This window comes from Bacillus sp. ISL-78, from assembly GCF_018613455.1.
Classification (GTDB): domain Bacteria; phylum Bacillota; class Bacilli; order Bacillales; family DSM-1321; genus Peribacillus; species Peribacillus frigoritolerans.
Genome location: NZ_JAGGQC010000026.1, coordinates 234,437 through 259,523 on the forward strand (window position 1 = coordinate 234,437; position 25,087 = coordinate 259,523).

At 37.8% G+C, this 25,087-nt stretch carries 26 protein-coding genes and 1 pseudogene; 19 read left to right on the top strand and 8 right to left on the bottom strand.

Features of this window, described 5'->3' with window-relative positions; genetic code table 11:
* Positions 1-311: 311 nt before the first annotated feature.
* Positions 312-896, bottom strand: a complete 585-nt coding sequence (locus J7I96_RS22030) for a CGNR zinc finger domain-containing protein (RefSeq protein WP_214773847.1) — start codon at positions 894-896, stop codon at positions 312-314.
* Positions 897-1,212: 316 nt separating this feature from the next.
* Here J7I96_RS22030 and treP point away from each other — a divergent pair, with 316 nt between their 5' ends.
* From treP to treR, 3 genes are all read left to right on the top strand, one after another.
* Positions 1,213-2,664, top strand: a complete 1,452-nt coding sequence (treP, locus tag J7I96_RS22035) for a PTS system trehalose-specific EIIBC component (RefSeq protein ID WP_214773846.1) — start codon at positions 1,213-1,215, stop codon at positions 2,662-2,664.
* A gap of 81 nt (positions 2,665-2,745) precedes the next feature.
* Positions 2,746-4,416, top strand: coding sequence for an alpha,alpha-phosphotrehalase (treC, locus tag J7I96_RS22040; protein ID WP_251025428.1), 1,671 nt, complete (start codon positions 2,746-2,748; stop codon positions 4,414-4,416).
* Positions 4,417-4,447: 31 nt separating this feature from the next.
* Entirely contained in the window at positions 4,448-5,161 is a 714-nt protein-coding gene (gene treR / locus J7I96_RS22045; protein ID WP_214773845.1) for a trehalose operon repressor, read from the top strand.
* A 46-nt stretch (positions 5,162-5,207) separates the two neighbouring features.
* Here treR and J7I96_RS22050 read toward each other — a convergent pair whose 3' ends face one another.
* Both J7I96_RS22050 and J7I96_RS22055 read right to left on the bottom strand, forming a co-directional pair.
* Positions 5,208-5,555 (bottom strand): DMT family transporter, encoded by a 348-nt coding sequence (locus J7I96_RS22050; protein ID WP_057276133.1) that lies wholly within the window; start codon positions 5,553-5,555, stop codon positions 5,208-5,210.
* Positions 5,556-5,580: 25 nt separating this feature from the next.
* Positions 5,581-5,910 carry a DMT family transporter gene (locus J7I96_RS22055; protein WP_057276132.1) on the bottom strand — a complete coding sequence of 110 codons (330 nt, stop codon included), beginning with the start codon at positions 5,908-5,910 and terminating at the stop codon, positions 5,581-5,583.
* A gap of 266 nt (positions 5,911-6,176) precedes the next feature.
* Here J7I96_RS22055 and dnaN point away from each other — a divergent pair.
* Positions 6,177-7,305, top strand: a pseudogene (gene dnaN, locus J7I96_RS22060) (DNA polymerase III subunit beta).
* 780 nt (positions 7,306-8,085) lie between these two features.
* A complete protein-coding gene (locus J7I96_RS22065; RefSeq protein ID WP_214773844.1) occupies positions 8,086-8,229 on the top strand; it encodes a DUF3956 family protein in 144 nt (47 codons plus the stop codon).
* 238 nt (positions 8,230-8,467) lie between these two features.
* Here J7I96_RS22065 and J7I96_RS28485 read toward each other — a convergent pair whose 3' ends face one another.
* Positions 8,468-8,596, bottom strand: coding sequence for a hypothetical protein (locus J7I96_RS28485; protein WP_285289458.1), 129 nt, complete (start codon positions 8,594-8,596; stop codon positions 8,468-8,470).
* Positions 8,597-8,931: 335 nt separating this feature from the next.
* Between J7I96_RS28485 and J7I96_RS22070 the strand changes: the two genes are divergently transcribed.
* On the top strand, positions 8,932-9,393 hold the full coding sequence (locus tag J7I96_RS22070; protein ID WP_214773843.1) for a GNAT family N-acetyltransferase: 462 nt from the start codon (positions 8,932-8,934) through the stop codon (positions 9,391-9,393).
* A gap of 65 nt (positions 9,394-9,458) precedes the next feature.
* Here the strand turns inward: J7I96_RS22070 and J7I96_RS22075 are convergent, their stop codons facing one another.
* Both J7I96_RS22075 and J7I96_RS22080 read right to left on the bottom strand, forming a co-directional pair.
* On the bottom strand, positions 9,459-9,761 hold the full coding sequence (locus J7I96_RS22075; protein WP_214773842.1) for a CotD family spore coat protein: 303 nt from the start codon (positions 9,759-9,761) through the stop codon (positions 9,459-9,461).
* A 143-nt stretch (positions 9,762-9,904) separates the two neighbouring features.
* On the bottom strand, positions 9,905-10,822 hold the full coding sequence (locus J7I96_RS22080) for an aminoglycoside phosphotransferase family protein (protein ID WP_251025427.1): 918 nt from the start codon (positions 10,820-10,822) through the stop codon (positions 9,905-9,907).
* A gap of 164 nt (positions 10,823-10,986) precedes the next feature.
* Here J7I96_RS22080 and J7I96_RS22085 point away from each other — a divergent pair, with 164 nt between their 5' ends.
* The gene (locus tag J7I96_RS22085; RefSeq protein ID WP_214773841.1) at positions 10,987-11,751 is read left to right on the top strand and encodes an alpha/beta fold hydrolase; all 765 of its coding nucleotides are present in this window, start codon (positions 10,987-10,989) and stop codon (positions 11,749-11,751) included.
* A 307-nt stretch (positions 11,752-12,058) separates the two neighbouring features.
* Complete coding sequence (locus J7I96_RS22090; RefSeq protein WP_214773840.1) at positions 12,059-12,748, top strand: N-acetylmuramoyl-L-alanine amidase family protein; 690 nt, start codon at positions 12,059-12,061, stop codon at positions 12,746-12,748.
* 1,077 nt (positions 12,749-13,825) lie between these two features.
* On the opposite strand, the gene J7I96_RS22095 is transcribed toward J7I96_RS22090, so the two are convergent.
* Positions 13,826-14,464, bottom strand: coding sequence for a LexA family protein (locus tag J7I96_RS22095; protein WP_214773839.1), 639 nt, complete (start codon positions 14,462-14,464; stop codon positions 13,826-13,828).
* A gap of 134 nt (positions 14,465-14,598) precedes the next feature.
* Here J7I96_RS22095 and J7I96_RS22100 point away from each other — a divergent pair, with 134 nt between their 5' ends.
* Positions 14,599-14,823 (top strand): helix-turn-helix transcriptional regulator, encoded by a 225-nt coding sequence (locus J7I96_RS22100; RefSeq protein ID WP_214773838.1) that lies wholly within the window; start codon positions 14,599-14,601, stop codon positions 14,821-14,823.
* Positions 14,824-15,557: 734 nt separating this feature from the next.
* Positions 15,558-17,090 (top strand): esterase/lipase family protein, encoded by a 1,533-nt coding sequence (locus tag J7I96_RS22105; protein ID WP_396020128.1) that lies wholly within the window; start codon positions 15,558-15,560, stop codon positions 17,088-17,090.
* Between the two features lie 554 nt (positions 17,091-17,644).
* Here J7I96_RS22105 and lexA read toward each other — a convergent pair.
* Positions 17,645-18,268 carry a transcriptional repressor LexA gene (gene lexA, locus J7I96_RS22110; RefSeq protein WP_034312948.1) on the bottom strand — a complete coding sequence of 208 codons (624 nt, stop codon included), beginning with the start codon at positions 18,266-18,268 and terminating at the stop codon, positions 17,645-17,647.
* A 155-nt stretch (positions 18,269-18,423) separates the two neighbouring features.
* Here lexA and yneA point away from each other — a divergent pair, with 155 nt between their 5' ends.
* The 9 genes from yneA to trxA all read left to right on the top strand — a co-directional run bounded on the left by yneA (position 18,424) and on the right by trxA (position 25,024).
* Positions 18,424-18,735: a cell division suppressor protein YneA gene (yneA, locus tag J7I96_RS22115; RefSeq protein WP_214773835.1), complete on the top strand. Its 312-nt coding sequence runs from the start codon at positions 18,424-18,426 to the stop codon at positions 18,733-18,735.
* 19 nt (positions 18,736-18,754) lie between these two features.
* Positions 18,755-19,411: a YneB family resolvase-like protein gene (locus tag J7I96_RS22120; RefSeq protein ID WP_214773834.1), complete on the top strand. Its 657-nt coding sequence runs from the start codon at positions 18,755-18,757 to the stop codon at positions 19,409-19,411.
* A 65-nt stretch (positions 19,412-19,476) separates the two neighbouring features.
* A complete protein-coding gene (locus J7I96_RS22125; protein ID WP_214773833.1) occupies positions 19,477-19,710 on the top strand; it encodes a DUF896 domain-containing protein in 234 nt (77 codons plus the stop codon).
* A 228-nt stretch (positions 19,711-19,938) separates the two neighbouring features.
* Positions 19,939-21,942 carry a transketolase gene (gene tkt, locus J7I96_RS22130; RefSeq protein WP_214773832.1) on the top strand — a complete coding sequence of 668 codons (2,004 nt, stop codon included), beginning with the start codon at positions 19,939-19,941 and terminating at the stop codon, positions 21,940-21,942.
* A 281-nt stretch (positions 21,943-22,223) separates the two neighbouring features.
* Positions 22,224-22,664 (top strand): sporulation inhibitor of replication protein SirA, encoded by a 441-nt coding sequence (sirA, locus tag J7I96_RS22135; protein ID WP_214773831.1) that lies wholly within the window; start codon positions 22,224-22,226, stop codon positions 22,662-22,664.
* Between the two features lie 84 nt (positions 22,665-22,748).
* Positions 22,749-22,964, top strand: coding sequence for a YneF family protein (locus J7I96_RS22140; RefSeq protein ID WP_034312934.1), 216 nt, complete (start codon positions 22,749-22,751; stop codon positions 22,962-22,964).
* A 792-nt stretch (positions 22,965-23,756) separates the two neighbouring features.
* Positions 23,757-24,176, top strand: coding sequence for an RrF2 family transcriptional regulator (locus tag J7I96_RS22145; protein WP_214773830.1), 420 nt, complete (start codon positions 23,757-23,759; stop codon positions 24,174-24,176).
* Positions 24,177-24,275: 99 nt separating this feature from the next.
* Positions 24,276-24,665, top strand: coding sequence for an IDEAL domain-containing protein (locus J7I96_RS22150; protein ID WP_214773829.1), 390 nt, complete (start codon positions 24,276-24,278; stop codon positions 24,663-24,665).
* A 44-nt stretch (positions 24,666-24,709) separates the two neighbouring features.
* Positions 24,710-25,024, top strand: a complete 315-nt coding sequence (gene trxA / locus J7I96_RS22155; RefSeq protein WP_214773828.1) for a thioredoxin — start codon at positions 24,710-24,712, stop codon at positions 25,022-25,024.
* Positions 25,025-25,087: the final 63 nt, after the last annotated feature.

Here is a 25,087-nt window from a genome sequence, read left to right on the forward strand (position 1 = left end):
TAGTGGTTAGTTCAAAAATCCATAAAAAAAGCCAACTCAGTGTGTTGACAAGAGGAGGTTCAATATAGTTTCAACCCGAATCCCTGTTTTATGAAATCCTAAATGGATGTGAAGAAACTCACGACACTCCTGCCGAATGACTGGTTAGCCAAGACCCCACAGTCGCTCGCTTTGAGGAGGCTTGGCAGACAGTCGGGGGAAAGGGACCGGATTCCTAAAATTGACTGGAACCATTTTATAATGAATAAACTGCAGGCAACGAGCTTACTTCAAATTTGTTTACATTCTGACAAACTTAATAAGGTAGATCTTCATTCATCATCAGATTTCCGGTGTTGAAATCTGGCTACCTTTTTCCTATTCCCGCATATTTTCATTGAACACCATTTGCGTCTTCCGCTTTCATCGATAAATAACAGGACGCAATCATCATTCGAGCATCGCTTTAATGATGACAGCTTATTTTTTTCAATTAAAGATAATGTGTCAAAGGCAATATAAGCTTGCAGGATATCTTCCGCTTCTCCAACAGGTATGGGAACCAGTTTTTGATTACTTAATTTATATGTGAAAGGCGATTTTTCGATTTTTTTTTCCAAATAGGCGATAAACTCATCAGGAATCGGATTCCCAGCTGCTATTAATTCAAATTGTTTTCTTAAAATAGTACGCATTTCTAGAATGCTTGCAAATACTCGTTGAATTCTCTCTTTAATTTTTGATGATAACTGATAATCCAAATAGGAGTTATTCCCCTTTATTACAGTAACCCAGTCCAGCACATCCCGTTCTGATAGTAATAAATCTTGCCGTTTGCCACGACTGACCAGTTCCGTATTCACTAAATCCAGAGAAATATTACCTGATATAAGTGGAAATTCAGTAGTTTCAGACATAAGTTCATCTCCCGTTTTCCTTGCTAATTCTAACCATTAAAATATTAATTGAGAGGTTATATCTTCATTATACCTTATTTCTGAATTTTTCAGCTACTCGTCTTAAAATACGGGATAATATGAAAACTATCAAAATCCAAATTAGCAAGAACAGAATCGTAAATGAAAGTCCATGATAATCAATTCCTTTAAAGTGGGGGAAAAAGTTCTTGACACAACCTGTACGTACAGGATAATATGAAAGCGTATACAGAACCTATACGTACAGGTTATAAAAACAACTATATTTTGCTTTCTAGGGAAAGGAAGTAGTGAAATGGGTAAATACACAGAACCAGCAACGGATTTGCTCCAACATGTCGGAGGGAAAGAAAATATTGCGACGGTTACGCATTGTGCAACAAGAATGCGTTTTGCGTTGAAAGATCCCGCCAAGGCGGATGTAGCGAATATCGAATCGATTAAGCTTGTGAAAGGAACTTTTACACAAGCTGGCCAGTTCCAGGTCATAATCGGGAACGAAGTATCATCGTTTTATAATGAATTCGTTTCCATAGCTGGACTTCAGGAAGCGTCAAAAGAAGATGTGAAAAATGCAGCAAAACAGAATATGAGCTGGCTTCAGCGCATGATTGCTCATCTTGCGGATATTTTCACCCCGCTGATTCCTGCCATAGTCGTTGGCGGACTCATTCTTGGATTCCGCAATATTATCGGGGATATTAAAATGTTCGATGACAGTACAAAGACCCTTGTGGATATTTCACAATTTTGGGCAGGGGTACACGCCTTCCTTTGGCTGATAGGTGAAGCTATTTTTCATTTTCTTCCTGTTGGGATTACATGGTCGATCTCGAAGAAAATGGGCACAACCCAAATCCTCGGCATCGTCCTTGGTTTGACCCTGGTTTCCCCACAGCTTCTTAATGCATATGCAGTGGCAAACACAAAGGCAAGTGATATACCTTTTTGGGATTTCGGTTTTGCTCAGGTCGATATGATCGGCTACCAGGCTCAAGTCATACCAGCGATACTTGCAGGGTTCGTCTTGGCGTATTTAGAACGGTTCTTGAGAGATAAAGTGCACAATTCCATTTCCATGATCGTCGTTCCATTTTTCGCGTTACTTCCAACTGTAATCATTGCCCATACCATTCTGGGGCCTATAGGCTGGAAAATCGGTTCTGTCATTTCTACGGTTGTATATTCCGGATTGACTTCATCAGTTGGCTGGCTATTTGCTGCCGTTTTCGGCTTTGCCTATGCACCGCTTGTCATCACAGGCCTGCATCACATGACAAACGCAATCGATCTTCAGCTTATGAGTGAACTTGGCGGTACAAACCTATGGCCAATGATCGCATTATCCAATATTGCACAAGGTACGGCAGTGCTGGCAATGATTTACATCAACAGAAAGGACCAGGAGGAAAGGCAGGTTTCCATACCTGCCACGATTTCTTGTTATCTCGGTGTAACCGAGCCAGCCATGTTCGGCATTAACTTGAAATACGGCTTTCCGTTCTTAGCCGGTATGATCGGTTCACTTTTTGCAGGCATCGTTTCAGTCGGGTCTGGAGTAATGGCGAACTCAATCGGTGTTGGAGGGATCCCAGGTATCCTATCCATCCAGCCGCAGCATATGGGGATGTTTGCACTCGCGATGCTGGTTGCTTTCGTTGTGCCATTCATTTTGACTATAGCATTCTCCAAACGTCCTAAAATGAACTTGAAAACTAGAACGAAAACAACGAAATTAAATGCTTGATAACGCGGAGGGAGAAGCATTCTCCCTCTTTTTTACGATACTAATGAAAGATGCATCGGGGATCGAAGAGGAGGAATCACAATGAAGGATTTTAAAAAAAGTACCATCTATCAAATTTATCCGAAATCATTTAAGGATTCGAACGGTGACGGAATCGGGGACATAAATGGTGTGATTGAAAAACTTGATTATCTGAATAAACTGGGAGTGGATTATATTTGGCTCACCCCTTTTTATCGTTCACCGCAAAATGATAATGGATATGATGTAGCCGATTATACATCCATTGATCCTGTTTTTGGAACGATGAATGATTTCGAAAGATTGGTGAAAGAAGCGAATTCGCGGGATATCCAAATCATGCTTGATATGGTATTCAACCATACATCAACAGAGCATGAGTGGTTCCAAAAAGCATTGGCTGGAGATAAAGAATATAAGGACTATTATATTTTCAAGAAATCGAAAGATGGAGAGCCTCCTACCAATTGGATTTCGAAATTCGGGGGCCCTGCATGGGAATATGTAGCGGAACATGATGAATACTTCCTCCACTTGTTCGATCGGACACAAGCTGATCTAAACTGGGAAAATCCCAGAGTAAGGCAGGAAATCTTCAATGTAGTAAACTTCTGGATGGATAAAGGTGTCAAAGGATTCCGTTTGGATGTCATCAATCTTATTTCGAAACCTGACATCTATGAAAATGACAAAGATGGAGATGGCCGATGTTTTTATACAGACGGTCCCAAGATTCATCAATTCCTCAAAGAAATGAATGAAGAAACTTTCGGGAAGGATGAAGAGGTGCTGACAGTAGGGGAAATGTCATCGACGACCATTGACCATTGCATCAAATATTCAGCTCCTGTTGAAAAGGAGCTGTCCATGGTATTCAGTTTCCATCATTTAAAGGTGGATTATAAGAATGGGGAAAAGTGGTCACTTGCAGATTTTGACTTCAAGCAGTTAAAGGAAATCTTAAGCAGCTGGCAATATGGGATGCAAGAAGGAAATGGGTGGAATGCCCTGTTCTGGTGCAATCATGACCAGCCGAGGATTGTATCCAGGTTCGGGAATGATCAAGAGTATCATAACGAATCTGCCAAGATGCTGGCAACAGCCATTCATATGCTTAGGGGAACCCCTTATATTTATCAAGGGGAGGAAATAGGGATGACCAATCCGAAGTTCAATGATATTGGACAATACCGGGATGTGGAATCGATTAATTATTATAATATCTTAAAAGAGGCAGGCAAGGATGAAAAGGAAATAATTGAAATCCTTCAAGCTAAATCCCGTGATAACTCGCGAACTCCCATGCAGTGGGAAAATACGGAGCATGCAGGCTTTACAAAAGGGACTCCATGGATTGCGGTGCCTGATCATGCTAAAAACATCAACGCAGAACACGCACTTTTGGAACAGGATTCCATTTTTCATCATTACCAAAAACTTATATTCTTACGTAAGAAACATGATATCATTGCATATGGGGACTATCAGGAAATTCTTGGCGACCATGAGGCTTTGTTCGCTTATATACGCAGTTATGAAAACGAGAAACTTTTGGTCATCAATAACTTTTATGCAAAAGAAGCCTCCTTCGAAATACCAAAGGATATTGACCTATCCGGGTACATCCCGGAGCTCCTGCTCTCAAACTATATCGATTCGAAAGAACTTGCAGGTGATTTTATCCTCCGTCCCTATGAATCGGTTGTCTATTTGTTGAAAAAGGACAACTAGCAGACTAAGAAAAATATATTGTGGTGATGAAATGAACAGCAAATATCTATCGCTATATGGTGATATCGTTTCAAAAATTGAAGAAGGAATCTTTCCGACAAATTCAAAGCTTCCTTCCGAAAGCAGCTTCATGGAAGAGTATGACATATCCAGGGATACTGTGAGAAAGTCCTTACAGTTGCTTGAACAAAATGGATATATCCATAAAATCAAAGGCAAGGGTTCCTTTGTCTTGGATTTCAGCAAATTTAATTTTCCTGTAGCAGGGTTGATTTCCTATAAAGAAATGGTGGAAAAGTTGAATTTGCATTCCAAAACGATCATCCATAAGTTGGAGCTTGAGACCCCCGACCCTAATATGGCCAAGCTTCTAGACTTAACTGATGATGGTGAAGTATGGAAAGTTTTCCGGGTTCGGCAAATCAATGGGAAGAAAATCATCCTGGACAAAGACTATTTCAAAAGCGAGTTCGTAAGCAACCTGACAAAGGAAATTTGTGAGGATTCGATTTATGGATATATCGAAAAGGAACTCGGGCTCCAGATTGGTTTTTCAAATAAGGAAATTACTGTGGAGCCATGCAGTGAAGAAGATAAACAATTATTGGACATTGAAGACTTCGATATGGTGGCAGTTGTGAAAAGTACAGTTCATTTAATCGATGGAAGCTTGTTTCAGTATAGCGAATCCAGGCATAGACCCGACAAATTCAAGTTCACGGACTTTGCACGGAGAACTTGGTGAAGTCTACTAATATTTTGAATGAGCGGGGAGAGAAGGAGAGTCAAACTTAGTTTGATTCTCCTTCCGCTTGTTTGGAGGTATGGGAAGCATTTAGTAAAACCACTCCGCCAATTATTAATACTAAGCCGCCTAATGTAGTGATACTAAATGGCTCATTCCATAAAAGCACGCCTATCAATGCTGTTAAAGCTGTGCCTATTCCTGACCAAATGGCGTATGCTAAGCTTAACGGAATTGTTTTAAGACATACAGATAAACTATAGAATGCTATACCAAATCCTATCATAACCCCAAATGTAGCGGATAAATGAGTGAAGCCTTCAGACAGCTTAAGCATGGTCGTACCAAATACTTCGCTTATGATAGAAATTCCTAAAGCTATGTATCCTTTCATATTGTTACCTCCGATTATTAAATTGTTAAGAAGTGCCTTCACTAGAGAGTTTCAATACAACCACTCCGCCAATGATCAGGACTAAACCTAAAAATTTTTTTAGGTTAAAGCCTTCTTTATAAACGATAACTCCCACTAAAGCAGTTAAAGCTGTGCCTATTCCCGACCAAATGGCATAAGCCGTCCCAAGTGGGATTGTTATTAGAGATAACGATAGGCAATAAAAAGCCAAACCCATCCCAATAACCACACCAATCGAAGGGAATAACCTTTTAAACCCGTTCGATACTTTTAACATCGAACTGCCAAACACTTCACTTAGGATGGCTATTGCCAAAAATGCATAAGGATTCAAGATGAACTCCTCCTAAATATTGATTACCATTTTTCAATCTCTTCCACCAAGAATCTTAACATCTAAAGTACTCATATTAAACACATAACACCTATATTCAGTTACATATTTTCTGTCATGGCAGAAAATATCCAGTTGCGCTCAATAATAGAATGAAAGTGATACAATAAGCCGCTTCCTCCAACCTGATAGCAACATAAAAAGAGGGTTGAACAGGGATTTTGTCGAAAGATTCCTTTAACGATTATATAGGAGTGACGTATTTCATGGAATTTATAATAAACAAAGAATGTTTCAATAAGGCGATTTCAGATGTCAGCCATGCCGTTTCCATAAAAACGGCAATACCCATTTTATCAGGAATAAAGATAGTGGCTAATGAAGATTGCTTAACCCTTCTTGGTAGTAATTCCGATATTGTCATTGAAAAAACCATTCCTTTAACGATTGATGGTGTAAAGGAATTGGAGGTTTTTGAAAAGGGTACGGTTGTTTTATCAGCCAAATATTTAAGTGAAATCGTTAAAAAATTACCTGATGTCATCCATGTAAAGCTGAACGGAAATCAATCAGTTACTATTAAAAATGAAATAGTCATGAACCTAAATGGACTACATTCCGGGGAATACCCAAATCTTCCTCAAATAGATGGAGCTGGTTATTTTAATATCCCAAGTGTTGAATTATTGGAAATCATAAAACAGACTGCGTTTGCTGTGTCTAAAAACGAGACCAGACCTCTACTTACAGGAGTCAATTTGTCTATCAAGGAAAACAAGCTTACTTGTGTTGCAACGAATTCCCATCGTTTAGCGTTAAGAGAACTTCCGTTGGAGTCGAAGGTGACTGGCTCTTTCATCATTCCAAGTAAAAGCCTTAATGAGTTAACCAAGTTATTTAATAATGAAGCCGATACCATGCATATTTTCATCACAGAAAGCTATATCGTCTTTCAAACAAATCATATCTCACTTTTTTCAAGGCTGATTGAAGGTAATTATCCGAATGTATCAGAATTGCTGCCAAAAGATTTGAAAACGATCATCACCGTGGATACGAAAACACTATTAAAGGGTATTGATAGGGCCTGCCTTTTTGCAAGTGAATGGAGAAATAACAATGTACTTATAGAAATCCTAGATAATAGTAAGTTAAGGATATCTTCTAATTCATCGGAATTAGGGAAAATAGAAGAAACGCAAAGCATCAAGTCAATCAGAGGTGAGGCGGGGTTAAGTGTATCACTGGATGGAAGTTTTTTATTGGATGCCTTAAAAGCGATAAAAGAAAACGAGGTAAAGCTAAGTTTTGGCGGGTCCAATGAGACCTGTCTTAATCGAGCCAAGCGATAATTCCTCCTATCGTCATCTTATATCACCAGTGAGAACATACTGAGGAACAAAGCCTAAGAGAAGAATAACGGGGGGGGGGGGAACCGCAACAGCCTATTACTTTAGGGGGAAGATATGGTAACGGTCAATCACCAAGAAAAAGAGATCCAGTAAAGTCTGGACGCATTATATTCATAGTGATAGAAAAAGGTCTTCATTCTTGGTGTAAGGCCGGCAACTTGATTTCGAAGGTAAAAGTTGAACCTTTCATCTAGCCAGATACATCCGTCCATCAATTGAATGGAAAAACCTTTCGACAGTCTGAAGAACCTCTGCAAAGACATGGTTTATTTTAAGATATACCTCGATAGAATATATAATATTCATCTGATCCAACAATAGAAAATACTCACTATTCGTTTATTAGTAGGATGTTTTCTCCTATGTTAGGAAAGTCCAAGAAGGATACCTTGACCGCCAATTGTATTTCCTAAGAATTGGGCGGTTTCACTTATTGGCGCAAGAAGTGGAATTGTGCATCCGAAAATTTCATATACGATGGCTATAATTCTTTTCCTTTTAGATCTTGAGATAAAGAAGGTCAACTGCTAAACGCAAGTAGGGATTAAGGTGAAGGTATCCCGGAAGCAGTTGCGCTTCATGTGTTTTTTTCAGTGTCCCCGAATGAAATAAGTGCACTTTTAACCTGCAAAAGCAATCCCCTAAGGCAATTAACATTGAAATCAAATGAATATCCCCCTATTAAAATCAACTATTAAACTATTACACTTTTATATAACTTTCATATACTATCATATCTTTTTATAGTAAGGGGGAAGAAAGAATGCAATCACCTTGTATCTTGGAAGTTAATGGTCAATTCTTTTTAGTCATTGAAATTGATGACGTAGCTACACTTAGAATCCGTATTTCATCTATATTAGCAACAACTTTAATTGGTTTAGGATTCCCAGTCTGCGGTAAATAGATCACTTTCCCAATATTTCAGGTATCCCACTATAGTGCATACTCTCTATTAATATAATCAGATGTTATCGGCAAGCGAAAAGGGATCTTCTTTATGAAGACCCATCAGTTTGTAGACAAAAGGGGTTCGGAAATAAAAAATTCTGAACCCCTTTTGAATTTTCCTCAGAATTTCGCCTAAAGTTAAGAGATTGGGGCTCTAGCCCAATATGTTAGGCCATTTTTTGACCCCGCCATGTCTAATTGGCCATCTTCTTTAAATTAATGGTAGCCTCCATTTTACGAACCAAATGGTTCGGTGGCACCAGTTGATCTAAAGCAATCATTTCAAGTTGATCTTGCTGAATAGAATCATGTTTAGAAAGCATCCTCATTAATACTTCTATTTAAATACAAAAATGAATCTAGGCAAAAGTGTTCTATCTAAAAGGTAAGACAAGGTTGATTGGAGCGGGTGTTCGAGACTCCTGCGGGAAAAGCGCGTCTAGGGGAGACCCCGCAGGCGAAAGCCGAGGAGGCTCCCCGACCGCCCGCGGAAAGCGAGTGCCCTACGTTCCAATCAACGTCCAAATTGTACAAGCCATAAAAATAGACAAACTCGATTTTCATAGAGTTTGTCTACTATCAGATAGTGGCTATGATTGTACTTTTGGAATGTGGACGTTGCTTGATTGTAATATAGTATAGGCAGGGGGGGATAATTATGTATGTAAGTCAATCCAGGGATCATGAAGTAATTGCAAAATTAAATCAAAATGTTCACAATCTGCACGCAAAATTATATCCTAAGTATTTTAAGGAATATAATTATAATGCAATGAAAGAAGCGTTTAAAAATTTGGTTGAAAATAATAATTTAGTTTTTTTAGTTTTAAAAGATCATGAAGTGCCAATCGGTTACGCATGGATTGAAATTAAAAACTATCCAGAAAGTATTTTTAAAAATGAGTATAAATCAGTATATGTGCATCAGCTTAGTATCGTTGAAGGTCAAACCCATAAAGGTTACGGTAAAAAACTAATGAATGAGGTCTATGATATTGCTAAAAAGAATGATATAGATTTAATTGAACTGGATTATTGGTATGAAAACATGGCAGCAAAAGAGTTTTATAAGAAACAAAATTTTAAAAAGTATAGGGAGTTTGCATTCAGACAGTTGTAAAACTTTGTAACTCAATTCAAGAGGTTGAAGGAATTATAAAAAACCCCGATTCGGGGTTTTTTCAATTAATATCTTAACATTCTCCTCGAATAACTGGGGGATTGAGGAACTCCACAAACAAAGCTTTGGGAATAACACTCTTTTACGATACTTCGGGTATGCGGTATATAGGTGTTGAAGTGTTTATTCACGGTTGTTGTATGTGTCGGGTGAAAAACCGGAATAACAGTGTTAATTACATTGGTTTTAACATATTGCTTGGTCGGGGAGGTTTGAGATAGATTATATTGAGTGGGCATTCTATTAGGTGGGCAATATTGTGGTGGACATTGACCGCCTTTCGGATGTCCCCAGGGCTTATTATACATGTAAACACCTCCTGGAATTTTTTGGAAGTCATTATTAGTTTATGAAAATAAATGATAAAGGGACTGGTATAAATGCCTTTATCGAAAATTACGTGCATATCAGACCCTTCAATCATTTTCAAAAAACTTGAATAAACATTAATTTACGGAATTCGGATAATCGCTTGACGAACAAATGACTTGTGTTTTTTCCGCCAGTTATTTTCCTTGCTTTTTTCCAAGCCCCATTCGGGAAATGTTGATAACCGTAATGCGGCAAATAATTGCCAGAAGGGTAAGTTTGTAAAATTCACCTCTGGCATCATGGATTTATATTGATTGGTGAAGTCATTCATCGCTTGCATTCCAAAATGATATAAAATTTCGAGTTGACTATTGGCAAGGTCAGTCAAAGGGTCCCCTAAACCTGAGTCTTCCCAATCAATTATGGAAACTAGTTTATCCTCTTTCCATAATATATTTCCTGGCCAATAATCACCATGAAGGATCACTTCCTTATTCATGGAGGTTAGCGGCAAGGAGGATTTCAGCAAATCTCTAATCAAGTCCAAATTTAATGTTTCGTCCAGGATTACCCTATCTTTATTATTTAACATCTCGACATATGTATTTTCCAGTTTAGGCATGAATGATAAAGATAGATCTGCACAATTAACACGATGGATTTTTGCTAGATTGATTGCCAATTGCAAGATATGATCATTAAGATTTGAAGGAGTGAATTCTGACTTACCCTCAATAAACTCGATAAGTATGCATGGCTTGGAAAATGTCTCGCAGGATTGCTCAAAGTAATATGGCATTGGTACAGGCAAACCGGCAGCTTTCAATATCCCTAAGAGCTTGTGTTCATATGAAGCAATATTTGGATTCCGTTTCAAGTCATTATCGCCATGCTGACGAACGATCATTTTTACGACCCGCCCTGACGATTGTAATATTTCCAGTCCTGTAACCTGGGCAGATATTCCTCCTTTTAATTCCCATGCTCGAATTAGTTTGCTTCCTTGAATAAACTTTTGAACCAATTGTTCCAACTTACCGTATTCATTCATCATCATATGAACTCTCCTTTTAAATTAAACCTCACCTTATATAGGATAAGATTCCACATTTTCAGATACTTTCGTAAAAAGTAATGCATTATATTATAGCTTCAATAAATGAAACTAATGACTTGTTACACACGTAGAGTAATCTAAACAAAGTGGGGTGTGGCAGACACATGAAAATAGAAAAATATAAAGTGGAAACGCCAAAAGGGACGTTACAATATAATATTAGTGGAAAAGGCAAACCGAATATCGTTTTGATTAACGGTGGTTCCGGACCGATGGAGGGTTGGATGAAAATACTACCGGTTATTTCGGAATCAGCATCTGTATTTTCCTATAATCGATTGGGTGTTGCTGGCAGCGATAAACCGAAGGAAAACCAGGATGGGATTAGTATTGTTACCACTTTACGTGAAGCATTAACGATCGTCGGTTTTGAACCTCCATACTTAGTGGTCGGGCATTCACTAGGCGGCCTATATGCTAATTTATTTGCCCGACTTTACCCAAATGAAGTAGCGGGAATTGTTTTTTTAGAATCCAGTACAACGAAAGATATCAGCCTTAATGAATACCAAGGCAAGGCCGTAAAAACGATTAATAAAATGTTCAAGCTGTTTGATTCCTTATCATCACATAAACAATACAATGAAGTATATTTTGTGAAGAATACTGTGGATCAAATCCAGCAAATCGATACATTTCCAGAAATACCTGTCTTGGTCATTACTGGTGGACAAGAAAATCGAATGATGCCAGAGGAAATCCGAAAAAAACGACTTGAGAATCAAATGGAATTACTTTCATTGTCAAAAAGCAGTAAACATATTGTCGCTGAAAAAAGTGGGCATTTTCCGCAATTAACAGAACCAGCCATAGTGATTGACACAATCAAAGATTGTGCAGAGCAATTAAATGAAGCAAACCATAACTAATACATGCAAGCATTTTGTTAGAGTATTTAGGTTAATGTTGACTATTTTAATCTCTCTATCTCCTTCTATCGTTTTATTTATAGAGGCCCAATAATTCCTGATACAAAGTGAAAAAAGGATGTAGGCTACTAAAAAATTTCTCGTCCATTGGGAGAATGTCATCATATAATGTACACCTTTAGGGGTGTTTTTTTTTTGGAACAGTTGCCGAGAAGAAGGATACTTTATCTTGAAATTTCTTTAATCCGATGGTTATGTGTACAAGCACTTGTTGATACGTAACATAAGATTAATAGAGGTGATAGAAATGGTAAAAATATTTATTGATCCCGGCCACGGCGGTTCGGATCCAGGCTCGGTGGGTAATGGATTGAAAGAAAAGGATTTAACTTTATCCATTGCAACTCGAATTAAAGATATCTTATTGATAGAATATAATAACGTTTATGTGAAAATGAGCAGGACCCAAGATACATTCCCCTCCTTAAACGATCGTACGAATGCAGCGAACGCGTGGGGAGCTGACTTTTATCTTTCCATCCACATTAATGCCGGCGGCGGCACCGGGTACGAGGATTACATTTATACGTACACTAATCAGATTACGAAAATGTATCAAGATCATATTCACTCAGAGGTCATGAAGCTTATCAACATCCAAGACAGAGGACAAAAAACTGGAGATTTACATGTGCTCCGTGAAACGGACATGCCTGCACTCCTGACTGAAAATGGATTTATCGATAATGTAAATGACGCAGCAAAGTTGAAAACGTCATCCTTTATCGAATCACTGGCTCGCGGACATGTAAACGGTTTAGTTAAATGCTTCAATCTAACTAAGAAAAGTACAGCTGTATACCACAATGTCGTTAGTGGGGATACAGTATATTCCTTAAGCATTGCTTATGGCAGTACGGTGCAGCAAATTAAAGATTGGAACGGTCTTGACAGTCAGTACACCATTACAGTAAACCAGAAATTGCGGGTGAAATGAATAATTAATAATCATTTTAACTTCCAGAAGCACACCACGCAGTAGGCCCTTCTTAAAAATAGAGGGGGCTTTTTTGTTTCAGGAATAGGCATGTAATGAAATAACTATATATATTCTGCCTTCCTGATTCGGTCTATTACTTAGATAATAGGATAGGAGTATAAGAGGAAAATTAATTTACTTAGAAGGCAAAAGACGACTTGTGCAAATGGGAGTCACTTTCTGTGAGTATATAATAATCGCAGTTTTCAGGAAATAAGGCTCTGACGGATTCGAACCCGCTCCTTTGTAAGCATTGGCTAGGGGAGAACACGCTTCCCTACGGATTTTCACCGGCAGGAATTCCGCCTGCCTCAGCGTAATTGCTTTTCTGTGCTTCTGAAACCCTTACCTTGCGACCCGGTGGCAACAATGTTTTACGGCGTTCTTTCCTTCTAGAGCTACAGAGGCAAATGCTTATTATCAATTATAAGATTCTTATAGGGGTTGTGAACCGAATTATAAAAATATGATGATTTTATGCCCGATATAAACCATTTTATTCTTTTGTATGAAAGGAAATATACTAAAATGGCCCCTAACAAAGTTTTCAAATACATTCACTTAATGAAATAAGTAATCTGTGGATTAAATCGCCGATTGATAATTACAGGTGATCAATAGCGACTCCAGTAAGTTTTCCCTTTAATGATTACTTCATTGTTATGATAGTGATCGTTTTACCTAAATTCATCTTAGATGCTCAAAGAAAACTGGTTCTGTGGGAATTGTATAAGTCGGTGATAAAGTTTTCATCGTTTGCGGGTAAGTTGTTCGGTATAGACATAATGACCTGGCGATAATACTGTATCTTGGTTTCCATATGAATAATTTCCTATTTTATGGGCTGACACAAATTTTAATGTATTTTATGTAAAGACAAATAAAAGAACAATACTAAAAAGCACAAACCAATGATGGCTTGTACCTAAAATGGCAATAGCAATTATGTTGATAAACTGAAAGAATTGAATATGTATGGTTGCTCATTATTCATTTATTTTACTTGCTTTCCGTAAGAAACCCTCGAGTTGGATTTTAATCGTATATTTTAATGGCTTGAACCACTTTTCCTAAAATACGGACTCTATCATTTTTTATGTTATAGGTTTTTTCTTCATAAAAAGGATCCGTACTGCAGGGAGTGAGTATGATGTTTTCTTCATTGATTCTCACTTTTTTGACCGTAGCATCGTGTCCATTTACCAAGATCACTCCAATTTTCCCGTTATCAAGGTAGGGTGTTTTTTCAACGAGAATCAATGATCCGTCTCTGAATTCTTTATTCATGCTATTGCCATTCACTCTAAGGAAAAAATATTCTTTATCCGATTTAAGCATCGAATTTAATGTGGGCATATACGCTTCTATATATTCGTTGGTGAAATTAGGCTCACCAGCAGGGATATTTCCGTAGACACCAATTAATCTTACATTCTTTTCATTTAGGAATTCCATTCCAGGATTATTTCTAACGATAGGAGCTCCTTCAATGAGGTGGGATAGCGGTATTTCAAAACAAGTGGACATCATGCTCAATTTATCCATTAAAGGTTTATTCCGTCCGGATTCCCAAGCTGATACTGCCGTAGGAGCTACTTTTAATACATTTGCCAAATCTTCTTGTGTCATTTTTCTTTCTTTTCTTAACATCTTAATCCGTTCACCAATGTGCATGTTTCTTCACCTCTTACTTGAATATACACTATGAGTGAAAGTGAGTAAATGTAAAGTGCGTGAATTTTGCAAAAAATTGTTGGTAACTATACTTCAAGTGTGATATTATTTTTTTAGATAGGTGGTGACAAGATATGACAAGCGTTAAGTTCACACTTAAACAAGCCAGGAAGTATAAAGGATTAACTCAAGATGAAATGGCTAAAGTGCTGAAGATGGCCAAGAGGACTTACATTGACTATGAGCAATATAAGGTTCCTTTGCGAATTGATAAGGCTTATTTATTTGCTGAATGTGTAGGATTCTCGATTGACGATATCATTTTTTTTGACCCCGAACTACACTTTAAATGTAGTTGAGAGTTCAATTGTACCAGCGCTTCCTCTACAGAGTGGCCATTTGAATCCATAAAATCCTGGCTTCCATAGGACAAGATTCAAGTAACATGGAAAGAAGGGGAACAAAGAGGAAAGGGAAAATAATTCTTTTGAAGTTGCATAGGAGCTGCTGACATTAGAACATTTGTAAAATACGTGTATGTAGTAAAAAGTGTACAATCCAAACTTCTTGTGCAAATATCCGATTGCTACTGAGATTCCAATAATGGCAGCCAATTGCTGTGAAAGAAAATTATTTACTTAATGTATAGGGCGGACTTCCAAACACCATGAATAGGAGCAAATGGACAATGGCAAATTCAAAGGAAAAGTTAATCTGGATGAACAAGCCCTTATCCTATGCAGGATAAGGGCTTGTTCTCTATTTTCGTGAATTGGCAGCATTCCGTTTTCCTCCCAAATCACGTCTTCATAAAATGAAAAAGACCACATACAAAAATGAATGGAAGGCATATCTTCATACTTTTTCTCCATTTTCAATGAAACTTCTTCTAGTTTTTTTCTCCCATCTTTATGAAGATAGCAGGTAATGGTATGCAAAAGTACAATTATATATTAATGAAGGCTATGGAAGGAGGGCATTGATAATTGGATAAGTTCAAAAAAATTCCAGATGATATTGGAGGAGATAACCCTTGAAAAAGAATGTAATCAATTATGTCGTTTTTCTTGTCCTCATTCTAACCATATTAATTATGGCTAAGCCAGACATTTCCTCAGCAGGAAAATTGAAACCGCCCTACGAAACTTTCAGTCCAGGGGATTGGTTTCTTGGAAGTATTCCTCCCAATCTTGATACAAACAAACCACCGATCGTGTTTGTTCAAGGGAAAAACGGCAGTTCAACCAGCTGGTATGGTGAAACGGAATATCATGGTGTCAATGATATGTACACCAAAGCGTATGAAGCAGGCTACCAAACGGTTTTTGTCCAGCTTCATGATTCAGCTGGAAATGGATCAGTGAGCCAATATGCCAATGGAAGGCTTTTAGCTCAAATGCTTTCAGAAATCAGTAACCATTTCGGGGGCGAAAAAGTAAATATTATAGCTCACAGCAAAGGGGGCCCAGACACCCAAGCGGCTCTAGTCCACTATGGAGCACACCAATATGTTGGAAGGGTGATCACTTTAGCTTCTCCACATCATGGTTCTCACCTAGCTGATTTGGCTTATAGCTGGTATGCGGGCTGGCTTGGTTCCTTATTAGGTCAAAAAGATGAGGGAACTTATTCTTTACAAGTTGGTAAAATGGCTGAATTTCGTTCTGTCACGGATAACCATGTTAACTCTCGTAAAAACTTGTATTTCACTGTGGCAGGTATGAACAGAGGCCCGGTACTATCAGCCTTATCAATGGGGGGACAATATTTATCATCATATGGGGAAAATGATGGACTGGTGAATGTATGGAGTACAAAAATACCCTATGCAACACATTTATTTACGGATCCCAACTTTGATCACGACAATATTCGAGTTGGCTCAGCTGTATTTTCAAGAATTGAACCCTATTTAAGAAGTACATCCACCGCTGGGATTCCTGCATATCATGTCAATTATAAAGAACGAGTTGAAGATGATGTCATTACAACCGCACTCGCTCAAACCGTTCTGGGTGATGCCCTGAAACAAAATGTCTGGGTCGAACAAAGCTTCCATGTAAATGAAGCGGCCCCAGGTAATATAAGCATATATACAGCCTCAAATGATGTCGAGGTTGAATTGATTTCTCCATCCAATAAAAAGTATTCACCTTCCTTGAAGGCCCATTCCGCCAAAAATGAAACTTCCTTTTTTAATGGTGCAACCATCCAATCATTCTATAGAAATAACCTTGAAATTGGTGACTGGAAAGTACGTATGAAGACTAAATCGCCAAAAGACGCCTACCTGTTCACAGCACAATTTAACGAAAAGAACCCCATTACATTAAGTATGGCCGGTAAAGTTAAGCAAAAAGATGCAAAATTTTTAATAAAGAATCCAATGAATGATAAAAAAAGACCAATCAGCACAACATTTTTGGTTCATCTGCTAGATGAAACCGGTAAAGAAATTAGTGAAAAAAACTCAATTAAGGCAATGGATACTGAAAATTTTACTGGCACCCTTCCAGAAGTACCTAAGTCAGGTGTTTATAATGTAACAATAGATGTTAAGGAAAAAAATGTGGATGGTACCGAAAGAACCCGGACATTGATTCGTTCGGTCTATATCGAGAAATAGCGAATGCCTTCTCTTAGTTGAGGAGGCATTTTTTTGATGAAATATGAGGTAGGTGCGAAATGGTACGGGTAACTGGGGAGATGGTAACCGCCAATGTAAACAGTCGTAATCCCATATAAAAGTATTAATTCAACGGGTGTTAGGTGGATATATTTAGGAGTGAGTTCCCTGGAAATAAAGATTTATGCTTGATAATGAGAGATTTAATGAGCAAGGTAACATTCATTAAGCAAATTGTCCTTATGCCCAGAAAATTAAACAGGACATATTGGTGGGATGACTTGGTCGATCTAACATTATTTAAGTGAACCAAAGGTTAAGAGTGAAATTAATTGTAAAGGGGGGGGATTTTAAACCCTCTTTTTTTATTTCAATGAGCTTTCTTCCAAAGTTCATATTACCAGAAAGGAGATACTTTCATCCGTATAAAGGATGTTTAATTTCCCATGAAAACTTGAGTCTATTAAAAATATATCATTATCTACTCTTCCATATGCATATTGAGAGAATTCGGGACATAAATTAAACAAACAAAAAAAGCGCGGGAAGCGCTTTTAGTGTATTTGTCTATATAAGCCTATTACTTTTCCAAGTATCGAAACATCTCGTAAAATAATTGGTTCCATATTTGAGTTCTCAGGCTGAAGCCTTATGTAATCCGGTTCCTTAAAGAATCGTTTTACAGTGGCTTCATCATCTTCCGTCATCGCCACGACGATATCTCCATTATTGGCACTGCTTTGTTGTTTCACGATGACATAATCCCCATCATGAATTCCTGCTTCAATCATACTTTCACCCATGATTTCCAGCATGAATACATGGTCATCATGTGGAACCATGCTTTCGGGAAGCGGAAAGTATTCTTCAATGTTCTCAATAGCTGTTATCGGCATGCCCGCTGTTACTTTTCCAAGTAACGGCACGTTCACGACATTGACTTTGGGAATATTGTTCGCTTCCTCCAAATTCATTATTTCAATGGCCCTTGGCTTGGTTGGGTCACGTCTAATAAGGCCTTTACTTTCCAGGCGGGATAAATGTCCGTGTACTGTTGAACTTGATGCAAGCCCCACTGCTTCGCCAATCTCCCGTACGGAAGGCGGATACCCTTTTTGGCGGACCTCTTCTTTAATGAAATCAAGAATATCTTGCTGCCGTTTTGATAGTTTTGTCATTTGTGCACCTCTTCCCCAATGTTCTTTGCTACATTATAGCATGGCCCCCATCTCTATACAAACATAAGTTCGAATTTTGTTGTTGACTGAAACAAACGTTCGTATTATAATTTGATCATAGTATACGAACGAACATTCGCTTTGGAGGGATTATTATGAAAAAATTATACAAAAATTATATTTATACGATTCTATTAGCGGGATCAGTATTCATCTTTTCAATTTTATTCTCTTGTACATTGAACAATGATCAAAAAAAGGATTTCCTTTCTATAGAAGTAAGTGAAGGTGACACCCTATGGGGAATTGCCGAAGAATATGAAGAATCAAATTTGACAAAAAAAGAATTCATTGGTTGGATAGAAGAGAATAATGGAGTCAGTGCGGATTCGATAAAACCTGGACAAGTCATTGTCATACCTGTTAAAGGGGAAGAACTTGTCCAGAATTTGGCCAGTGAGAAGTAAGTAGTAAAGGTAGGGTATTATGAAGGCGGTAATCTATTGTAGGGTCAGCACCGAAAAAGAGTCACAGGAAACATCATTGGCAAGGCAGGAAGATGAATTAGTCAAATTGGCTGAAAAGTTGGATGTGGAAGTTGTCTCCATTATAAAAGAACAGGCAAGTGGTTATGAGTTGAATCGGGATGGCATTTTTGACATGCTCGAACTATTTAAAACCAAAGAAGCTGAAGTCCTATTAATCCAGGACGAAACAAGGCTGGGAAGAGGGAATGCCAAAATAGCCCTTTTCCATGTCATCCTTAAAGAAGAAGTGAAAATTTATACGCTCTCACACGATGGGGAGCTGGAGTTATCGGATTCGGATGCCATGGTCATTCAGATAGTGGGCATTGTAGAAGAATATCAAAGGAAACTACATAATCTTAAAATCAAGCGCGGAATGATGAGAGCCGTTGAAAAAGGGTACCGTCCTCAAAAAAATCTTCAGAATCAAAGGAATTCCACTGGAAGGGACCGTATGGAGATTCCTATTGAAGAAATTATTAAACTGCGTGCCAATGGATTAACATTCTCAGAAATCGCAGCGACATTAAGAGGCTTTGGATACAATGTATCCAAGGCTACTGTGAACAGGCGTTTTCTCGAACATCAAATGAATGCAAAGGAAAGTAAATCATAGAACTTGTAATTTCGCCTTTTTTTTAATACCATGACAATATCCGCAGATTATGAAGGAGCGAAATTATGTTATCAAAAGAAAAAATAGCCCGTATAAATGTACTTTCTAAAAAGGCAAAGGCTGAAGGCTTGACGGAAGTTGAAGCGAAAGAGCAAACACAATTGAGAAGTGAGTATTTGGAAACATTCAGAAAATCCATGTCCGACACGTTGGAGCATGTGAAAGTCGTGGATCCAGAGGGTAATGACGTCACTCCTCAAAAGATAAAAAATATAAAAGAAAAACGAAATTTACATTAATGCCTGGATTCTTCTGATGGAACATTCCATTTGAGGATTCTTTGGCATTTTGGAGTAAAAAGAATGTGCATTCATGTATGTATTCTCCTATTTAGTTTAATCTAAATAGGGGACTTCTTATTCCTAGAAATTTGTAATATCGGGGCATTAAATAGTGATTTTAGTTGTGATATTATGCTTGTCACTATAATATAAAGAGGTACATTACAGGAAGGGATGTTTTACGATATGTTAGATAAATTAGATGCACTTTCTATCAATACGATTCGTACATTATCGATTGATGCAATTGAAAAGGCTAATTCAGGCCATCCAGGTATGCCAATGGGTGCAGCGCCGATGGCGTATAAACTTTGGACCGAATATATGAACCATAACCCGAAAAATCCAGATTGGTTTAATAGAGATCGCTTTGTACTATCAGCTGGTCATGGGTCAATGCTGTTATACAGCCTTCTTCATTTATCGGGCTATGGCTTATCTATCGATGATTTGAAAAACTTCCGCCAATGGGGCAGTAAAACTCCAGGCCATCCTGAATACGGACATACAGCTGGTGTGGATGCAACTACCGGACCGCTTGGACAAGGTATCGCAATGGCGGTCGGAATGGCAATGGCAGAACGTCATTTGGCAGAAAGCTATAACCGTGATTCTTATAATGTGGTCGATCATTATACATATAGCATTTGTGGGGATGGAGATTTAATGGAAGGTGTTTCTGCGGAAGCCGCTTCATTAGCTGGACATCTACAACTGGGAAGACTTGTTGTTTTATATGATTCTAATGACATTTCCCTTGACGGCGACTTAAGTCAATCATTTAGTGAAAGCGTAGCTGACCGGTTCAAATCATATGGATGGCAATATATTCGCGTTGAGGATGGGAACGATCTTCAGGAAATTGCTAAAGCGATTGAAGAAGCGAAAACCGACGAAGCACGCCCAACATTAATCGAAGTGAAGACGGTTATCGGTTACGGTTCACCAAATCGTTCAGGTAAATCTGCCGTTCACGGCGCTCCGCTTGGTGCAGATGAGCTGAAATTGACAAAAGAAGCATACAAATGGACATTCGAAGAGGACTTCCATGTACCTGAAGAAGTGTATTCACACTTCAATGAAGCTGTTGTTGATGCAGGAGCTCAAAAAGAAGAAGCTTGGAATGAATTGTTTAAAAATTACAAAGAAGCACATCCTGAGTTAGCACAGCAATTGGAGCTTGCCATCAAAGGTGAACTGCCTGCTGAATGGGATCAGGAAATTCCAGTCTATGAAGAAGGTAAGACATTAGCTTCCCGTGCTTCAAGTGGGGAAGTACTGAATGCGATCGCCAAAAAGGTCCCTAGCTTCATTGGGGGTTCTGCTGATTTAGCTGGGTCTAATAATACTGCCATCAAAGGTGAGACAGATCTATTACCAGGTAATTACAGTGGCCGTAATATTTGGTTCGGTGTACGTGAATTCGCTATGGGTGCGGCTTTAAATGGAATGGCACTTCATGGTGGCTTAAAAGTATATGGAGGAACATTCTTCGTATTCTCTGACTACCTTCGTCCTGCCATAAGAATGGCAGCACTGATGGGACTGCCTGTTAACTATGTGTTCACCCATGACAGCATTGCTGTAGGCGAAGACGGACCGACTCATGAGCCAATCGAACAATTAGCATCATTGCGTGCAATGCCTAACCTAGGGGTAATCCGTCCAGCTGATGGCAATGAAACGGCAGCAGCCTGGAAAGTTGCTATGGAGTCAACAAATAAACCAACTGCTCTTGTACTGACTCGTCAAGGATTGCCAACAATAAAAGGCACTTCCGAAACTGCGTATGAAGGTGTATCAAAAGGTGCTTACATCATCTCTGCTTCTAAGAAAGAAGTAGCTGATGCATTACTTCTTGCGACTGGTTCCGAAGTGAACTTGGCTGTGGAAGCACAGAATGCTTTAGCGAATGAAGGAATTGATGTTGCGGTAATCAGCATGCCATCATGGGACCGATTTGAAACTCAATCAAAAGAATATAAACAAAGCGTAATCAATCCGGCAGTGAAAAAACGTTTAGCTATCGAAGTGGCTTCACCGTTTGGCTGGGATCGTTATGCAGGTGATGAGGGTGAAATATTAGCCATCAATCATTTTGGAGCTTCTGCACCAGGCGGTAAAATCATGGAAGAATTCGGTTTCACTGTAGAAAATGTAGTTGCTCGTGTTAAAGAAATGCTTAAATAATAGTAATGCGGAACTGACACCAACTAGATTGGTGTCAGTTTTTTTATCAATATTGAATGTGCTTCTATACTAAAGGAAATCTTCCATTCGACAAAAAAAGAAGAAAATTTCTCCAGCAAACAACATATCTTTTTTGTTTGTCAATATATAATAAGAATAAATAAATTTCGTTTAAATGTGTCAGTTAAAGGGGAAAGTCATCAATAGTGGAAAATAGTGGACAGGGTGCTGGCGGTTAGATGTTTCGTGACCAAAATAGGAAAGCTAGGAGGCATTGGCTGATGAGAACCTATCAAATTTATTTAATCGAAGATGAATTTGCCCATCATTACTATGGAAGAGAAAAGCTATTTTTCAATTTGTTTTTGGAATATATTCAAGCAAGGGGCAGACTGAAGAGTATTTTGCAAAAACAAATCGAATATGTCACCAAAAAAGTCCCGATTATCCAGTTGCAGTTAGCTATTGAACAACGTTTGCAAAAAAAGATGAATTATTGGACTCAAAATGGAAAATACTATTTAGAAAAAACAAACGGATCAAGTAAAGCCGTTTTAATCATTCAGAATAATTCCATTACCCTTGAAGCTGAAGGAGATTATGAAGCGGAGACGGCTTTCTTTGAAAGTATTCGAAAATATGAAGCGAGTTTTCTGGCCATTGATTTTGAACATGAAAAATACGGTTGGTTAAAACCGATAAAAGAAAGAAAATTTGTCTAAATGGGGGACTTTTCGGTAGCGGGTATTGTATAATAACCTTTGGTCTAGTACACTGATGTTAGACAACATGAAGGAGGAAATAGTATGTGGGTTTACATTCTAGTTGGCGTACTGGCATTGATTGCTGGAGTAGTGCTGGGATTTTTCATCGCTCGTAAATACATGATGGATTACTTAAAGAAAAATCCGCCAATTAACGAACAAATGTTGAAAATGATGATGATGCAAATGGGTATGAAACCATCCCAAAAGAAAATTAATCAAATGATGAGCGCCATGAATAAACAACAAACAAAATAAGATAGCATGAAACCTTGATATATCAATGTTCTTGGAAGATTGGATGCAAAATTTTATATAATATCGAAATGGATTTAGTCTGAATCCTTCCACCGATTTTATATAAAATTTTGGTTTATCTTTCATTTTTGTTTCTTAAGCCACTTTTTCTGAATGAATGATTCAGAAAAGGTGGTTTTTGTTTTGGAATGGTAAGGTAAGTCCTCAATCTATGTGAGGGCTTATTTATTTGGAAAGTAAATGCGCCAAAAAATTATACTTGTCCACACTTTCTATCAAAAAATGCATATACAGTATTAAGGAGGGTGGTTAGAATGATAAATGATTTTGTGAAAAAATGTAAGATTTGTTTTCCTATGTGCGAACTTAAATTTGAACACAAATGTAAATTTAAAGACAACAAATGGGAATCAAAATTCAAATTGAAATCTAAATGTAAAAAATAAAAAATTTTTCTATTAATCTTTTTATTTAAGCACTAAACCATTAATGAGTTAGTGAATATAAAATTGATTAAAGTAATCATCCGAGTAATCGGGTGTTTTTTATTTGAATATTTGTAAATAGAAAAACCATTCATGAAGAAAGAATGGATTCGTTGTCAATTTAGTGTATCACCAAGTCTTACTTTAAGGCTCATTAACTTGGACAATATTAAAAGCGTAAAGTGGGGATTTCACTGCAATACTAAATTGATCAAATATAATGTAGGAAGCTGTTGAGGTTTTTGAGTTGACTTTATCAACTGTAAATATTAATATTACAGTAATCTCCTTGAGGAGGATACGTAAAGTGAATAGTGATTTTACAATAGCTGTGCATAGTTTGGTCTATTTAGCTTATCTACCAGATCATATGGCAAGCAGTGAGTCCATCGCAGAAAACGTTTGTACAAACTCGGCTAGGATTCGGAAAATGATGAGCAGCTTAAGAAAAAAGGGATTTGTTAAGACTAAAGAAGGTGTGGGCGGAGGCTATATTCTAGACTGTAACCCTGAAGAGGTAAGTTTGGCGGATATTTATATAGCGGTCTCACATGGAACCCTGAAACCAAAGTGGTGTACAGGCGATCCGGAGAAAAAATGTGTCATATCTTCAAATACCCAGGTAGTCATGGATCAAATATTTAATGAAGCTGAATTATATTTTGAAAAATATTTAGAAGATATAACTCTCAGCACATTTTTGGAAAAAATTAAACAATGTCCGTGATATTGATTTAGTTTTTTCTTTGCACAAAATGTATATTTTATTAATACAGTTAATAACTATAGTTTTAATATTAAATGAACATAAAGGGGTGCTAAGGAAATGGTTGAAAATAATCTGTTCAAAAATGGGGACTGGGTACAGGGAAAATCAAGAGATGGGGAACTTATCCATGGTTTCGTTGAAACCGTAAGCGATAATCGAGAAATCGTTAAAGTGAATGTAGTTGAAAGTGACAATGAAAAAGCGGTTGGGAAATCGATTTGGATTCCGAGTAAATGGACTGAAAAACTGCCGGATCTAGAAATCAGTAACGAAGCTCATCTTTTGGCCTTAATTGATTTGGCTTTACTTTCTAAAGATGAAACATGGTTTATGGAGTTATCCGGTAAATTGGAATCCATCAAAATCCACCCGAAAATAACTGCCCGGCAATCAGAGGTACAAATTCCGGGAAATAGAATCGCAAAACTTGATTTTAAAAAGATGTGAGTAAAGATCATAAATATTTCGGATAATACAAGGAGGAAATGATCATGACAATAGAACATGTTACAGATGATAATTTTGCTAGTGAAATCAAGGAAGGCTTAGTATTGGTTGATTTTTGGGCCCCATGGTGCGGTCCGTGTAAAATGATTGCCCCAGTTCTTAATGAAATCGATGAGGAAATGGGTAATCAGGTTAAGATCGTTAAACTTAATGTGGATGAAAATTCAGATACGACGAGCGAATATGGAGTGATGGGGATTCCAGCCCTTATTCTATTCAAAGATGGAGAAAAGGTAGATCAAGCTATTGGCTTCCAGCCAAAAGAAGCCATTTCGGCATTAATCGCAAAATATACATGATTATAATCATAATACGTGGATGATATTGTGAATTAATGACTTATACCAACCAACACAGTGGGT